Annotated in this window: 13 protein-coding genes; 10 read left to right on the top strand and 3 right to left on the bottom strand. The window is 41.0% G+C overall.

The window, feature by feature from the left end; translation table 11 throughout:
- From H8S75_RS21255 to H8S75_RS21245, 3 genes are read right to left on the bottom strand one after another with little or no spacing between them, the layout of a single operon-like run.
- Nucleotides 1-813, bottom strand: coding sequence for a CheR family methyltransferase (locus tag H8S75_RS21255; protein WP_021641513.1), 813 nt, complete (start codon nt 811-813; stop codon nt 1-3).
- Nucleotides 814-828: 15 nt separating this feature from the next.
- Nucleotides 829-1,335, bottom strand: coding sequence for a chemotaxis protein CheW (locus H8S75_RS21250; protein ID WP_021641512.1), 507 nt, complete (start codon nt 1,333-1,335; stop codon nt 829-831).
- Between the two features lie 11 nt (nt 1,336-1,346).
- Nucleotides 1,347-3,428 (bottom strand): chemotaxis protein CheA, encoded by a 2,082-nt coding sequence (locus H8S75_RS21245; RefSeq protein WP_021641511.1) that lies wholly within the window; start codon nt 3,426-3,428, stop codon nt 1,347-1,349.
- A gap of 105 nt (nt 3,429-3,533) precedes the next feature.
- Between H8S75_RS21245 and H8S75_RS21240 the strand changes: the two genes are divergently transcribed.
- From H8S75_RS21240 to H8S75_RS21195, 10 genes are all read left to right on the top strand, one after another.
- Nucleotides 3,534-4,976: a hypothetical protein gene (locus tag H8S75_RS21240; RefSeq protein ID WP_021641510.1), complete on the top strand. Its 1,443-nt coding sequence runs from the start codon at nt 3,534-3,536 to the stop codon at nt 4,974-4,976.
- Nucleotides 4,963-5,235 (top strand): EscU/YscU/HrcU family type III secretion system export apparatus switch protein, encoded by a 273-nt coding sequence (locus H8S75_RS21235; protein WP_021641509.1) that lies wholly within the window; start codon nt 4,963-4,965, stop codon nt 5,233-5,235. The genes H8S75_RS21240 and H8S75_RS21235 overlap by 14 nt, the downstream gene beginning before the upstream one ends.
- A gap of 29 nt (nt 5,236-5,264) precedes the next feature.
- On the top strand, nt 5,265-6,464 hold the full coding sequence (locus tag H8S75_RS21230; protein ID WP_187023273.1) for an N-acetylmuramoyl-L-alanine amidase family protein: 1,200 nt from the start codon (nt 5,265-5,267) through the stop codon (nt 6,462-6,464).
- A gap of 60 nt (nt 6,465-6,524) precedes the next feature.
- Nucleotides 6,525-7,901, top strand: coding sequence for a methyl-accepting chemotaxis protein (locus H8S75_RS21225; RefSeq protein WP_021641507.1), 1,377 nt, complete (start codon nt 6,525-6,527; stop codon nt 7,899-7,901).
- Nucleotides 7,902-7,937: 36 nt separating this feature from the next.
- Nucleotides 7,938-11,213 carry a GGDEF domain-containing phosphodiesterase gene (locus H8S75_RS21220; protein ID WP_021641506.1) on the top strand — a complete coding sequence of 1,092 codons (3,276 nt, stop codon included), beginning with the start codon at nt 7,938-7,940 and terminating at the stop codon, nt 11,211-11,213.
- Nucleotides 11,214-11,395: 182 nt separating this feature from the next.
- Nucleotides 11,396-12,214 carry a type II toxin-antitoxin system HicA family toxin gene (locus H8S75_RS32470; RefSeq protein WP_049943621.1) on the top strand — a complete coding sequence of 273 codons (819 nt, stop codon included), beginning with the start codon at nt 11,396-11,398 and terminating at the stop codon, nt 12,212-12,214.
- Between the two features lie 10 nt (nt 12,215-12,224).
- Nucleotides 12,225-12,539, top strand: a complete 315-nt coding sequence (locus tag H8S75_RS21210; protein WP_021641504.1) for a type II toxin-antitoxin system HicB family antitoxin — start codon at nt 12,225-12,227, stop codon at nt 12,537-12,539.
- Nucleotides 12,540-12,637: 98 nt separating this feature from the next.
- Nucleotides 12,638-13,048: a hypothetical protein gene (locus tag H8S75_RS32785; RefSeq protein ID WP_021641503.1), complete on the top strand. Its 411-nt coding sequence runs from the start codon at nt 12,638-12,640 to the stop codon at nt 13,046-13,048.
- Nucleotides 13,049-13,441: 393 nt separating this feature from the next.
- Nucleotides 13,442-13,975, top strand: coding sequence for a hypothetical protein (locus H8S75_RS21200; RefSeq protein ID WP_187023272.1), 534 nt, complete (start codon nt 13,442-13,444; stop codon nt 13,973-13,975).
- Between the two features lie 57 nt (nt 13,976-14,032).
- Nucleotides 14,033-14,521 (top strand): hypothetical protein, encoded by a 489-nt coding sequence (locus H8S75_RS21195; RefSeq protein WP_187023271.1) that lies wholly within the window; start codon nt 14,033-14,035, stop codon nt 14,519-14,521.
- The last annotated feature ends 231 nt before the right edge of the window (nt 14,522-14,752 follow it).

Genomic DNA, 14,752 nt, shown 5'->3' with positions numbered 1-14,752 from the left:
TTACAGCTTCCGATAGGTTGCGGGTTTAATATAGTGATAGGAGGAGGCGGATTTGTTGACTGATTCCGAATGACCTATCAGCAGGTATCCTCCCGGATTAGTGGCATTATAAAAACGGTTGACCAGAGAATCTCTGGTTGAGCCGTCAAAGTATATCATTACATTCCTGCAGAATATAACATCAAAGTTACTGCGGAAACGGATGGGTGACATTAAGTTAAATGTACGGAATATTACATCGGAACGGACCCGAGGGGCTACGGTATAACTGTCGTGTCCGGACTGCTTTACAAAGTATTTTTTTTTCCAATCTTCGCTGACCCCCTTTAACGCTTCTGACGGGTATTGGGCCGTCTTTGCCTTTGAAAGAACCTCCTGGGAGATATCGGTAGCCAGAAGCCGGGTGTCCCAAAGGGATGCCTGATTACCCAGAAAATCCTGGATAATCATAGAGAGTGTATAGGGCTCTTCCCCACTGGAGCATCCAGCGCTCCAGATACACATGATTTTATCCCTCCTTGTTTCGACAATCCAAGGAAGGATGGTGGATTTGAAAAATTCAAAATGTTCTGATTCCCGCATAAAATAGGTATAATTTGTAGTCAGTTTGTTTAGCATGATATCAATATCCTGGGATGGACGTTCTTCGGTTATATGACGGACATAATCGGAGAAATTTTGGTAGCCATCATGGACCAATGTAGAGGTTAAGCGGTTTTCAATCAGGCCCTTTTTATGGGATAGATTGATACCATAATTCTTCTGTACGAATTGGGACAGGATGGCAAAGTCCTTTTGTGAAATTTCAAACATATACGCACCGACTTCCTATAAGGTATTGACCAGCATCTCATGGTCAAAGAAGAGGACAGTCTCTCCATCAGGTGTTGTCTGGATACCGTTTACTAATTCCTGCCTGTTATTGGCCGGCATGGGGGCAATTGCAGCTTCAGAGATATCCAGAGTCTTAGTGACTGTATCCACGATGATCCCAATTTCCATCGCATGTATACTGATGACGATAATACAGTTCTGTTTTTTTGAACTTTCATCCGAAGGATAATAATTTCCCATTCTTCGGCGGACATCTACGATGGGAATGATTTGCCCCCGCAGATTAATGATACCAGGTATATAGCTAGGTACCATAGGAAGTTTTCTGATTGAATGGTTGGTTATAATCTCTGTCACACAGGAAGCATTTATGACATAAGTCAGGCCATTGGAAATGAATGCCACATAGCGGCTTAGGCTTTCTGCGTTTTCTGTTTCCGAGGATTCCTCAAAATAGGATTCCCCATCATAATTTGTGTTATCTGACCAGGTGGTTGACATGGTATTCCTCCTTAATATTGTCTGAGGGCTACATCAAACAGGGAGGATATATCCAGTATAAGACTGATATTTCCATCCCCCATGATGGTGCAGCCGGTGATGCCGGAGTGCTTGATATCGAAATTATCCAGATAGGCAGGGAGGGGTTTTACCACAACCTGCTGTTCGCCTAGAAGTTCGTCTAGAAAGAGGCAATAGGACTTATCGCTGGATTCCACCCAAATAAGGATTCCACTCTCAATATCATCACTTTTTGTTTCTATATTATAAAGTTGGTGGAGACGCACTATTGGGTAATAGCTACCCATACATTCAATCATTTCCTTACCATCTGCATCATGGATTATTTTTTCACGGGTGACTTTAAAAGCCTGGTGGATATTGGAGGTGGGGATGGTGAAAATAGAATCCCCTACTGAAACCTCCATGCCGTCCATGATGGCTAAGGTCAAAGGAATCTTTAATGTCACGCAGGAACCCTCTCCTTCTTCGCTGGATAGCAGGACGGTTCCGCCTACGGCCTTTACATTTTTTTTGACCACATCCATACCAACTCCCCTACCGGAATACTCCGTTACGGTTTCATTGGTGGAAAAGCCGGGAAGCATTAGAAGATTTAAGATCTCCTGCCGGCTGTAATCACCTTCCGCTTTCGTGAGAAGCCCATTTTTCGCAGCTTTATCCAGTATGGCTTTCGAACTCATCCCCCTACCGTCATCTCTGATTGAGATAAGCACTTCGCTGCCCGTATGTTCTGCGGAAAGGGTTATGGTGCCCTGGGCAGGCTTCCCCGCTGCCAGACGGGTCTCCTGGTCGGTCTCAATCCCATGGTCCATGGCATTGCGGACAATATGCATAATTGGATCGCTGATTGAATCTACGATGGTTTTATCTACCTCCGTATTTTCTCCGACCATGATTAATGCCACATCTTTGTTTAATTCTCTATTCATGTCCCTCACGATACGGTTCATCTTTTGGAAGATACCGGATATGGAGACCATCCGCAGGGACATGGCAATATCCTGAAGTTCATCCGTAAGCTTTCGCAACTGACGGCTGGATTTTAAGAAGGAATCCAACTTAAGCCCTTTCAAATCAGGAGAAGAGGTAACCATGGACTCTGTGATGACGATTTCTCCAACCACAGCCATAAGGCTGTCCAGTTTCGATAAGTTGACGCTGATTAAACTCTGTTTGGAAGCACTGTGGGTTGATTTGGCCCCAGAGTCATTAATATTTGGGGCGGCAGCGGGCAAGGAGAATGTCTTTTCCGGTACGGTGCTGATGGCGTCTAGTTCAGGTGCCTTTTCATCCGCTGTTTCAGGGAGATTTACTAGTGTTTCGTAAGATGATATGTTCGGCAAATTGACCAGGATGTGTACAGCGGCATCCTGCTCTTCCTGGGAGCGAAAACCCAGATAAAACCCCTGTTCTATGATGAATTCACTTGTATCGGAATTTGTCTCTACGTCCGGAGGATAGCAGGAGAAGGAAAACGGTCCACCCTTTAAGCTATCCATGAGCATGTATGCCCTTAAGCTTTCCATGCCGATTCCTTCTTCAAAAAATACTCTTATTATGTACGGCTCTACCAGATTGTGAAAATCCATTGATTCTGCCAGCTGTTTCGAGGGCGACTGCTGAAGGTGCAGGGTATCCCTATCCGTATCAGTAAAGTTTTTACTTATTTTGTCGAGAAATGCCTTAATTTGGCATGTGAAATTGCCGATATTAGCAGTAAGGGGTTGATTGTTTTCAACCTTTTCGACTTCCGCCCTTAACCAGTCCGTGGAACTGAACATAAGGTCAAACAAATCCTGTTTAAAGACTGGGGCCAGTTGTTCGATTCCATTTTCGCGGATAAAGTAGAATAAGTCCTCAATATTATGGGCAATTGTCATAAGGGAAGTGAATTCCATCATGGCGGAGGAACCTTTGATTGTATGCATAATTCTGAAAATTTCATTTACATTATCCGCTGTAAAATCTTTTGATTTCTCAGCGTTGATTAAAAGTTCATCTAATTGCGCCAGAAGAGAGTTTGTTTCAAAAAGATATGTGTCCAGCATATTTTCCATGCCATTATCCATAATAATGCACCGCCTTCTCTTATTAGTGTATATTAGTTTAATCGGTAAATTGGGAAAAAAAATAAGGTCAACGGGTACAAAAACATTTAGAAAGACTGGTGAAATATGGCAGATATATTAAGAGCAACGCAGCCGGTGAATCCCGGCTTTGAAAGTAATACATTGCGGGATAATCCAATCAGGCCTGGTGACAGAGGGGTTGAGAATGTGGTAGACCCGTCTAAAATTATCAGGCCGGATAATCGCAGCGAGAGGGAGGATAAAGCTTCCAATTTATTATCACAGTCTAATTATGATAGCTTTATTCGCCAGATGAAGGAATCTTCTAGTTTTGTGGAGGAGTTTTCCGGCCTCTTCTTTGACAAGGCACAGGCATATGCGGCCTTTGGAGGGAATCCTGCACTGATGGAACTGTATACTGAACTGACAGGCATCGCGGACTTGGATGAGAATGGAATATTGGAATTTATGAAGGCCCAAGCCAGGGGAGGCTCTGAATATTCGGAGGATTTCTTCCGGTTTTTGAAGAATGCTTTCGATTCTACATCCCAGATGACGTTTAAAAGTCAGATACTGCAGGCAGCGGGAAGATATGGTGATATGGTTGCTGGCGGCCATAAGCTTCAGATGATTATTGGGGAAGGAAATGCCATGTCTGAGCATCTGTTCCCGGCGGACGCGCAGATTTTGCAGGGGATATTATCCAGACTGATTCTGCCGCAGACAGACCAGCTGATGGGTCAGGATCCCCTTGCTTATATGAAGGAGAATTATCAGAATAACAGGAAGGTGCTTTTGCGGGAATTGATTCCATTTTTTTCAAACTATATCCACCGAACCCATGACATGGGGCTGGTTCGCAGTCTGATGTCTCTGGTTACCCATCAGACTGCTGCCTATATCAACGGCAATCCGGATAAGGTCCTGGAGGCTTTTACTGGTCTGGCCTTCTCTTTGGGAATGGCAGACATACCAGTGGGGGAACAGGGGGCAGCTATGCTGGTCTCGGGACTTCTGAAAAAAAGGATGGACAGACCAGAAGAAAAATTCAATGATAAACTTTGCGCCATGTTAAAGGCTGGTCTAGAATCTGCCGCCTCTAAGGATGTCTTTTCACAGATGTTAAAGACTATATTGGGGAATGAGAGTGTATATATGCCCCTATTGCATTTTATGATTCCGGTAAACATGGGGAGTCAGTCCTTGTTTTCGGAAATCTGGGTGGAGCAAAATGATGGCAGGAAAGAGAAGGATAGAGAGGACGAAAAGACAATCCGAATGCTGATTAAAATGGAAGTGAAGAGGCTAGGGATGTTTGATATAATTCTGGATTACAAGGAGAGTGGTGAAGTGGGAATCCAGCTTTACTATCCTGGAAAATTGTCGGGCGAGGAGCGGGAGATGGAAAACGCTTTGAATGCAATGATAGCAAAGAACAGCATGTCTCCGCATGCAGTTACACTTAAGGCAATGAAGGAACCGCTGAGACCGATTGATGTTTTTGGCAGACTTACAAGGGAAAAGGAGATTGTCGATGTCAGAATTTAGCAGGATTTTTAATCAGAAAGCAGTGGCACTTAGTTATGACGAAGAACGTGGACTGGCGCCAGCTGTTGTGGCCTCGGGTTCTGGTTTCCTGGCGGAAAGGATTGTGGAATTGGCGGTTGAGAATGGAGTACCCGTCTATGAGGATAATTCATTAGCTAATGTGTTGAGCCAGATGGAGGTTGGCAGTGAGATCCCTCCTGGATTATATCAACTGGTAGTTGATATTTATGTGTATTTCCTGAATTATACATTTAGATGATTATCGATAGAAGATAAAGAGGTGGATATATGTTTAAAAACAAAAGATGGATGGTCTTTATGGCAGGGGTGCTGGTATTTACCACCTGTTTTCCTATGACTGCCGAAGCAGCAGCCCGAAAACAGGAGACCAGGGTTCCTGTTGAAACAGTAACCATCAACGTGGAGTCTGCGGTTAGGGAAGGGGATATGTCGGGATATATTATGATTACTAAGGACAGCGATTCCTACTCTGTAGGAAATTATGAGTGGAGCGGCATGAAGAATGAGGAGGGGTGGCAGATTGGGGACAAGCCGAAGGTGAAAATTTCCCTGCATGCCAGGGCTGGCTATTATTTTAATAAAACCAATGGCAAGGGAAAGGTGACGGTTTATGGGGCTGATTATAATTCCGCCAGGATTGCAGATAATAAGGAGACACTGATTATCACGGTTACCTTACCCACTGTGGCAGGCAAATATGATAAACCTGATGATGCATGGTGGGATGATGATTATTCTAATGGCAATGCTAGATGGGAGGCTATAAAGGGAATCAGTGCTTATGAGCTTGTACTGTACCGGGATGGAAATAAGATTTGTGAGTTGGAGAAGGTGATAGGGACTTCTTATGATTTCTATCCTTACATGGTACAGGAGGGTACATATGTGTTCCATGTTAGAGGTATACCTAAGGATTCGGAGGAGGCGTCTTATATTTGGCCTACAGCCTGGACCAAATCCGATGGTCTGCGTCTTAAATCAAGGGAAACTCCAGACAGAAGGTATGGATGGTATGCAGCTTCAAATGGAGGAAAACGGCCAATTCATGGCTGGCAGAAGAGTGATGGTGGCTGGTGGTTCCAGGAGGAGGATGGCACATATCCAAGCAACACATGGAAGGAGATTGATGGCAAATGGTATCTGTTTGATCCGGCGGGATATATGCTTACTGGATGGCAAAAATGGCAAGGCCATCAGTATGTCCTGAGCGAGGATGGAGCCATGAGGACAGGATGGGTTTGGGATAACCGTAACTGGTATTATTTTGGCAATGATGGGGCAGCGGTAACAGGCTGGAACAACATTGATGGGAAAATTTACTATATGAATGACCGGTATGCTGCACTTTCTGGGTGGTGGTTGTTAGATGGGAAATGGCATTACTTTGATACCTCTACAAGACAAATGTTACATGATGCATGGATAGATGGTTACTATGTGGATTCTTCAGGGGTATGGAAACCTTGATTGTAATTCCGTTTTGACACGAGGTGGTAGGTCCAGAATGATGATGAAAGAGGATAAAAAATGAATAGTATTAAAAATAAAATGATAGCAATATTTGGGGGTTTGAATCTGCTTTTTGGGATATTAACTGGGATTGTGCCGGTACTAACACATGGAGGTGTGACAAGTTTATTTCAAATATTGATTAGTGTCTCTTTTCTGGCCTTGACGTTGTATGCGGCTGCAAATATATCGAATTGGATTTGCAGGCCGTTGGATTACTATACGCAACGATTGGAGGATTTGGCTCAGGGGGACCTGCATACCGCGGTTGACGATAAATCGGATTTGATGGAACTTAAGAGCTTGTATGTAGCCCTGAATGATACATCGCGGGTATTGAACACCTATATAACAGATATAAAATGTGGCATGAAAGCACTTGGAGAAGGGGATTTGACGGTAAAACCAAATGTAGAATTTGTTGGTGATTTTACGGAACTTAGAGACAGTATTATGGCCATAGTTGCCTCGTTCCAGTCTATACTTTCCCAAATTAAGGTGGCCTCTAGCCGGGTTTCAATGGGCGCAGAGCAGTTATCGGCCAGTTCCCAGGATTTGTCTCGGGGAGCAGTATCCCAGGCTAGTTCCATTGAAGAATTGGCAACTACTATCGGAAGTATTTCGGGCCGGATTAAAGAGAATGCTGATAATTCTTCTCAGGCGAGTGAACGGGTGAAGTTTGTAGGAGGACAAATACGGGAAAGCAATAAGAAGATGCAGGATATGCTGAATGCTATGCTGGATATTAACGAAAGCTCAAAGAGAATCAGTAAAATTATGAAGGATATCGAAGATATTGCTTTCCAGACGAATATACTGGCATTAAATGCCGCTATAGAGGCGGCCAGAGCCGGAGCGGCGGGAAAAGGATTTGCCGTTGTGGCTGATGAGGTACGCAATCTGGCAGCAAAAAGCAAGGAGGCTTCCCAGAATACGGCGGCGCTGATTGATAATTCAGTGCGGGCTGTTGAATATGGAAAACAACTTGCCAGTGAAACGGCAGAAAGGATGCAGGAAGTGACAAAAGGTGCAGACGATGTGGTGGAGACTATTGACTGCATCTCTAAGGCTACGGAAGAGCAATCTAAATCGGCTGCTCAGATTACTACAGGTATTGATTTGATATCTAACGTGGTACATACGACTTCTGCAGCTTCGCAGGAAAGTGCTGCAGCTAGCCAGGAATTATTTGATCAGGCTCAGGTCTTAAAGAACGTAGTTGATAGATTTAAACTAACAGATAATCCAGTCACTTCCAAGGAATATCGTCAGGAATTGGAAAGCAGTGGAAGGGTATCAAAGCAGATAGCAAAGAGTGGAAGTACTTATAAGACGGACTTATCTGGCAGGGAAATTGCGCCTTCAGTAGTTTCTGATGGAAGAGATAAATACTAATTCGGTGGTTTGTCAGAGGAGAGTGAAGGCGCTAGCATGATAGGACTGGAAAACGAAAACAATTGTGTTATAAATTCTAAATGGATAAAAAAGGCCATAACGAAGGGCAATATTGGCCTCTGGAAAATGGTATTGGAGAAAAGAAGTGGGAAAAGGTATGCGTGGATTGATGAAAGACTCTGTGGATTACTAGAGATTAGTGCCTTATCTGCAGAAGCGCTTTATGATTTTTTGTATAAAAGAATTCATAAAGGTTATTATGGATATGTGGATTCCGCCATTGACAACGCTATTAGAAGTAAAAATAGGATAGAAATTCAGTTTACTTGGAATTTTCCTAAGGAAGGCTATGTACCTGTACTCTGTGAAGGAGAGTTTGACTATGAAGATTCGGAAGTTGCTGTGCTATACGGCAGTTACCGAAGAGTGAAGGGACTTCAGGAATTCCCCTATGAAGTTCTGGGGTTGGAACATGATATTTTTGAATATAGTTATATTACGGGTACGGCGGTATTAGTATCTGGGTTTTCCTGGCTTCCAGGGAAGGAACGGATTGTGACAAATTTTGTCGAGAAGTGTATTGACTCTGGATGTATCATTCCGGACAGTCAGGATGTTTTTAAGGACACTTTTAAAGTAGCTGAGGTGGGGAACACCAACAGAAATTCAGACATCAAGCTTAGGAAAGAAAATGGCAAGGAGCAATGGTACCGTCTAACACTTTCGTCCCCTGCTGGCAGTGGTAGGGAGAAAAGAAGTAAGGGTGTCCTAAAGAATATTGACAATATGAAACTGTTAGAGACATCCTATGTTAAGGATATGCTGTTGTTCACTGTTTTTCTTAAGGAATATGCTGCATATGGAGAGGTGGATTTGACTGATAACAAGGTTCTCTGGATAGGGGGGTTGTGGTCTGTCTATTTTAGTCAGAAGGAAACCATGACCTTTTCTGATATTGCGGAGCAGGGAATTAAAAATGTGACTTACCCGGAGGATATTCCTAAATATCTGAGAGCGATGAACAGAGATTACTTAATGAGAGCCTTTGAACAGGGAGAGAAAGAAGTTGGCATTGAATTTAGACGCACGGTGGAGCGGAATGACGTATCTTGGATGGCACTTAGAGGGCGGTTATATGTAAATATTTATAATGGACACGTATGTGCATTCCTTTATCTTCAGGACATTAGCGGAATAAAGAATGCATGGTCTCGGCCCTGGAAGGTGGACAATGGGTTGACGGCAGTGCTGCAGGAGTTCTGTTTTGATAGGAGTGAGATGGCTTATATTGTGGATCCCCGAAATTACATAGTGATGGCTGTCAACGGAGCTGTCACCAGGAGGCTGGGAATCCTGGGCGATGACTGTGTAGGGAGGAAATGTTATGAGCTGTTGCACCATAGGAGTTTACCGTGTACCAGTTGTACAGTACTAAAATGGAGTAGGGATGAATTCTTTCAATGGAGGCAATACAATGAATGGCTTAAGCAAGAGTTTCTGATTAAAAACATACTTATATGTCATGGTGGGAAGGAATATATGGTGGCATTTGCCAGAAATCTACAGAATAATATAGATGAGTCCATGAAAGAGGCGGACGATGGAAAAAATGTAATCGAGAGTGTCTATGAAATGGTCCAGCAGCCGAACCTGTCTTCATTCATAAATACGGCACTTCAGGGAGCAGTCTCATTTTATCAGTCTGATGCCGCAGCTGTTTTTTCGATAGATATTAATAACTGGGAAATGGAGCACTTCTATATTTGGCGGAGAAATAACAGTCTGGTGACCGATGAGACCGATTTTTCACTTGCTGTGTTACAGTACTCAAAAAATAGAGGCTGGGAAGAAATGTTGAGTATTTTTTCTCTGGAAGAAGCAGCCTCTGGTTCAGTTGCACTTTATCGTATTATGATGGAGGAAGGTATGAAAGTCCTCGATGTGCTTACGGTTTTGGTAAACGGGAATAAAGCGGAATTTTTAGTCATAATCAACAGGAAGAAGTCAGATAATGATAAAAAAATTATTAGAAAATTATTTTTTGTTATACAGGAGGAGAAGAAGAAACGAGAACTGGCTGACCGCTTTCACTATTTAAGTGGGCATGATGAAAAAACTGGCGTGAAAAATTATGATAGTTATTTTGACTTCCGTACCAAGTTCGATGGTGATTTTGTAAAAAGTATCGGGGTAGTGGTTGTCAGTATGAATGAGATGAGGCGTATCAACGAGCTTTTGGGATTGAAGTACGGAGACAAACTTCTCAGGGAAATGGCACTTGTGCTGAAGGAATGTTTCCCTGAAGAGTCCATTTATAGAGTTAGTGGAGATGTGTTTTATGTTATCCTTTTGAATCAGAATGAGGAAGAATTTATGTCTGGGGTGTCGCTCCTGCATGAAAGGCTGAATCAGCACTTAGAACTCTCTGCATCCATTGGTCAGGTATTTGATGATAAAAGCAAGAGCATAAAAAAGTGTGTTGTTGATGCGGAATATTTGGTGGAAAACCAAAAAAAGTCTTATTACCAGAAAATAGCTGCGGAGAGGTCAGGGGGAGTATCAAGGATGGGGGTTCTGGGGAAAATGTTGAATAACATTGAAAAGAATGCCTATGAAATTTTTTTTCAGGCCAAAGTATCGCTACGGACTCATGAACTTATTGGGGCAGAGGCACTGGTGAGGTACAACGATGACCTGGAAGGAATGCTCACCCCTGATAAGTTTATACCTGCATTGGAAGATAACAATTTGATTGCCAGCCTGGATCTTTACGTATTTGAAAAGGTATGTCAGTTTATAAAGTTATGGCCGGAGAAGGTTACGATTGCTGTCAATTTTTCCAGGCAGACCCTGCAGGAGTTATATTTAGAGGATGATTTAAAGAATATATTAGAGCGCTATGGGGTACAGCCGGACCGTATTGAGGTAGAGATTACTGAAAGTAGCGGGTGTTTGGAGAATGGGACTGTTCAGTATATGGTAAGACAGTTAAAAGCGTTGGGATTACGTATCTCATTAGACGATTTTGGGGCATCTTATAATAATTTATCTATGTTGGTGGATATTCCCTTTGATCAGGTGAAAATAGATAAAGGGTTGGTGGCAAAGCTGGAAGAGAATGAAAATAACCGCATCTTAGTGCAATCACTTCTTGACATGTGCCATAAAATGGGCTTTGAGATAGTCGCTGAGGGCGTGGAAACGATCGGGCAGGAACGGATTCTGGCAGAGTATGGTTGTGACATTGGACAAGGGTATTACTATTCAAAACCTATCCCTTTGGATATGTTCATAAAAAAATATTTGGGCTAATGGATGAATTAAGGACTAATCATTAGCGAATGCCTATTTAAAATAATGAAAAAGAATGGAGGGTGAATCCAATGCATTGTTAATAGTTGATAGGCAAGGAAATTTTCGCTTATTAATTAATTTTTGTGATAATTGCACGTAGAAAAACTAAGAATGTAAAAAATGAAAGAGGGGAATTCAGTATGAAGAAATTGACTAATAAAATATTAAGTTCTATATTAACATTATCAATGATATTTAGTTTAGCAGTTCCTACTTATGCTACTGAAAATTTCAATGATGAAACAGATTCAATTAGTACTGAAGAAATAATTGAAGATGCCCGTGAAGTATATAATTCATTAACACCAGAAGCCAAGGCGATATTCGATGCATCTTTAGCATATGATTCTGAGATGTTGGAATTCCATCTAACTTACGTTGATAAAAACTTTACGCCACCTACAACACCTAAAATACGGGTAAATACCATGGCAGCTTCGACAGATCCTATGCGGGTTTTAATGACCCAACTTGGTGGATTGGGTTTACCTTCTGCTGTGCTCTATTCACTTAAGGCAATGGGAGCCTCAATGGTTGCAGCAATTGCTGATGGCCCTCTTCCAGTTGGTGATATTCTACTTGCTGCAGCAACTGCTAGTACCGTAGTGGTTATAGCTGCTAATTGGAAGGTTGTCTCACCCAAGATGAATCAAATTACCAAAGCATTTCAGACTGCCTTTGCATCATCGAAATCAAATGTTTCATCGGCCTTTGCTAAAATTAAAAGAGAGGCAAAAAAAGAAGCTGAGAAAGGTGAAAAAAAACCAACTGGCAATAAAGTTAAAGACGTTCACAAACGACTAAAGAAAGAAGGATTTAAAAAGACAGGTCAATCAGGAAGTCATGAAAAATGGAAAAAGGGTGACAGGACTGTAACTGTTCCTAATCATGGTCTCAATACTGAAATTCCTATTGGCACCTTAAGAAATATTTGGAGGCAGGCAGGTTGGATTAATTAGGAGGATATATATGGATATTGAGTATTATGCAGTATTTAATTACGATGAATATGACAACCACGAAGAGAAGTATGGGATAGCAATTACATTTCCAGATATCCCAGAGGCTAATACTTGTGCCAGAAATGATAAAGAAGGAATAGAAATGGCTCGAGAAGTGTTACAATTATCTCTTATTAATGATGACGGAAGTAGTCTTGTACCTGATAAATTGCCAATCCCGACACCATTAGAACAAATTGAGTTGGGAGAGAATGAAAAAGTATTTCTGATTAAGTATCGAACACAAGATATTGATATACGCAATTTCCAATTTTTTAGATAAGTTTATAATGAATCTAATGTATTTAATAATTTCGATTTAACATGTTTGTGAGAAAAAGGAAGATGTGGTGTTACACTTGCCTTTAGGAGGAAGATTTTATGGGAAAAATTAATTGTCTTGGAATCTCAATTAAAAAAAATATAGCTAGCTTATTTTGGACGATATTTTTAGTATGTTTACTTGCGTTGCCTACTTTTGCAGCGGAAAATATTGGTGGCGAACCAGTTGATCGTAGCGGAACAGTGACATATATTAGTATTCCAAATGAAGATGGTACATTTACGACACTTGAAGGCAAAGAGGCACAAGAATGGTATGATAGGGCTGTTCGTGAGGGGAAGCAGCGAGAATCTATGCTTGAGTCAGAGTATTCTGGCGAAGGGGTAAAATCAGAGGCAGAGACACGTGGCCCTTTTCATTATAAGTATCGTTATCGTGAGTCTAGCAATAGGAAAAATGTTGAGCGTACTGAATTGGAAAAAACAGTGACAAATAAAATTAAGAAATGATTCATCTTCTCAACAATCCTATCAATTAAGTTTAAGTGTTTCTCAAAGTTGGTCTGTTTCTCCTTCTGTTGAAGGAAAATATAAAGATGCTATTAAAGCTAAATTAGGTGGTTCTTGGGGAAAAAGTTATAGTAAAACAGATTCTTTTACTATAAACGTAAAGCCTAGGAAAACTGTATGGGTAACTTTCATTCCAATCATGGACGAATCAAAGGGTAAGGTGCAAAAATATTATATACCACGTGGCGGTTTATCAAAAGATGAAATTGTGGTAAAGAGTACAAATGTTGTAACATATAACCCGAAATACTTAACTGTTCCGATCGGAAAATTTATTAAAACAAAATCTGTATATGGTGTTTATGTATGGCATGAGAGTTAAACATTGCATTAATGTTTATAAACACAAATATCTCTGCATTTGCTCAAAATAATTACGATAGTACTGCTATCCAAAGTGAAAATGTACCTTCTGGAAGTGTTATAATAACAGAAAACGGTGTTACTATTAATGGTGTATACTATAGCAAGGCGGAATTTACAAATTTACTCAATCAGGCTGTTGAAGTTAGTAATTCAGAAGATAATGGCATCCAAACACGAGGTCCAATTGCGGCAGGAGTATATTTTATCCCAGGCATTGGAGAGGTTGCAATTGCGGCAACTGGAGCCATTGTAGTCGCTGGTGTAGCGGTAGTGGCAGGTACATGGCTGTATAAAACTTCTCAAGCTCGTACAATAGCTAAGATAAGAGCTAAAATTCCCTCCAGATTAAGAAAAGAAAATGGAGATGTAGATTTAGGAAAATTTAATGAAAAAGTAGGTGGAAAAAATTCTTATAAGGAAAAAGGCGGTTGGACAATTGATAAAGATACAGCGGGACATGGAGGTCGAAAGTGGAAATTAAAAGACAAAGCAGGGAATTGAGTTGCTTCATTAGGAGAAAATGGAGAAGTTCTTGCAAAGTGATGAGGGTTAGTTATTATGTATGAAATAATAGAATTTCTTCAAAAATCAGATGACTATTACTATATTGACTATATTCCATATGAAACATCAGATGTACGTTTTCTGGAATTAGAGAATTACTTTGAAAAAACTTATCTTCCTATATATGCAGAGAAGGTATCTTGTATTGCATTAAAGTTGATTTATTTTTACCCTTGTGAGATTTTTATGACTGAATCTTCAATACCTGCTGATGTGAAATGTGAACTTTTTTTTGATATAAATATCAGAGATAGCTCGCCTGACAAATTAGCATATGTAATAAAGAATGTAATATCAAGGGATTTTTCTTCGATACAAATACTTTTTTCTAATCCTCAATTTCTAATGAGTATTGACGGAGGATTTTCAGTTTCTTTTTACCAATTAACGACTGAAGTGCTTCAAGTATTACAGAGATTAGCTACACAGGAAGGATTGTTTTTGAAACACAGAAATTCAAATGGAGAAAACGTATTAATATAACTCTATAACTCTTCCTCAATTACACTATGAAGGTGTTCCAGCTCTTTTATAATATAGACTCCAAGACTTAATTATGATCTGACCAGGAATCTAATACAGAACCTGGTTCCGTCCAAAGAAAAACATTGTGAGAACCTTTATCAAAAGATTACATTTTCCTATGACGGAAACAGGCACAAGGTAAAAGAACACAGGTTCAGCGGATACTGGGATAAAGATGGAAATCTGCTG

The organism is Hungatella hominis (assembly GCF_014288005.1).
Lineage (GTDB): Bacteria > Bacillota > Clostridia > Lachnospirales > Lachnospiraceae > Hungatella > Hungatella effluvii.
This window is presented reverse-complemented; position numbering and strand designations above follow the sequence as displayed.

What these genes read in the sequence shown, in the direction of transcription:
- H8S75_RS21255 (WP_021641513.1), bottom strand. Translation starts at nt 813, where the DNA reads ATGTTTGAAATTTCACAAAAGGACTTTGCCATCCTGTCCCAATTCGTA.
- H8S75_RS21250 (WP_021641512.1), bottom strand. Translation starts at nt 1,335, where the DNA reads ATGTCAACCACCTGGTCAGATAACACAAATTATGATGGGGAATCCTAT.
- H8S75_RS21245 (WP_021641511.1), bottom strand. Translation starts at nt 3,428, where the DNA reads ATGGATAATGGCATGGAAAATATGCTGGACACATATCTTTTTGAAACA.
- H8S75_RS21240 (WP_021641510.1), top strand. Translation starts at nt 3,534, where the DNA reads ATGGCAGATATATTAAGAGCAACGCAGCCGGTGAATCCCGGCTTTGAA.
- H8S75_RS21235 (WP_021641509.1), top strand. Translation starts at nt 4,963, where the DNA reads ATGTCAGAATTTAGCAGGATTTTTAATCAGAAAGCAGTGGCACTTAGT.
- H8S75_RS21230 (WP_187023273.1), top strand. Translation starts at nt 5,265, where the DNA reads ATGTTTAAAAACAAAAGATGGATGGTCTTTATGGCAGGGGTGCTGGTA.
- H8S75_RS21225 (WP_021641507.1), top strand. Translation starts at nt 6,525, where the DNA reads ATGAATAGTATTAAAAATAAAATGATAGCAATATTTGGGGGTTTGAAT.
- H8S75_RS21220 (WP_021641506.1), top strand. Translation starts at nt 7,938, where the DNA reads ATGATAGGACTGGAAAACGAAAACAATTGTGTTATAAATTCTAAATGG.
- H8S75_RS32470 (WP_049943621.1), top strand. Translation starts at nt 11,396, where the DNA reads ATGAAGAAATTGACTAATAAAATATTAAGTTCTATATTAACATTATCA.
- H8S75_RS21210 (WP_021641504.1), top strand. Translation starts at nt 12,225, where the DNA reads ATGGATATTGAGTATTATGCAGTATTTAATTACGATGAATATGACAAC.
- H8S75_RS32785 (WP_021641503.1), top strand. Translation starts at nt 12,638, where the DNA reads ATGGGAAAAATTAATTGTCTTGGAATCTCAATTAAAAAAAATATAGCT.
- H8S75_RS21200 (WP_187023272.1), top strand. Translation starts at nt 13,442, where the DNA reads ATGTTTATAAACACAAATATCTCTGCATTTGCTCAAAATAATTACGAT.
- H8S75_RS21195 (WP_187023271.1), top strand. Translation starts at nt 14,033, where the DNA reads ATGTATGAAATAATAGAATTTCTTCAAAAATCAGATGACTATTACTAT.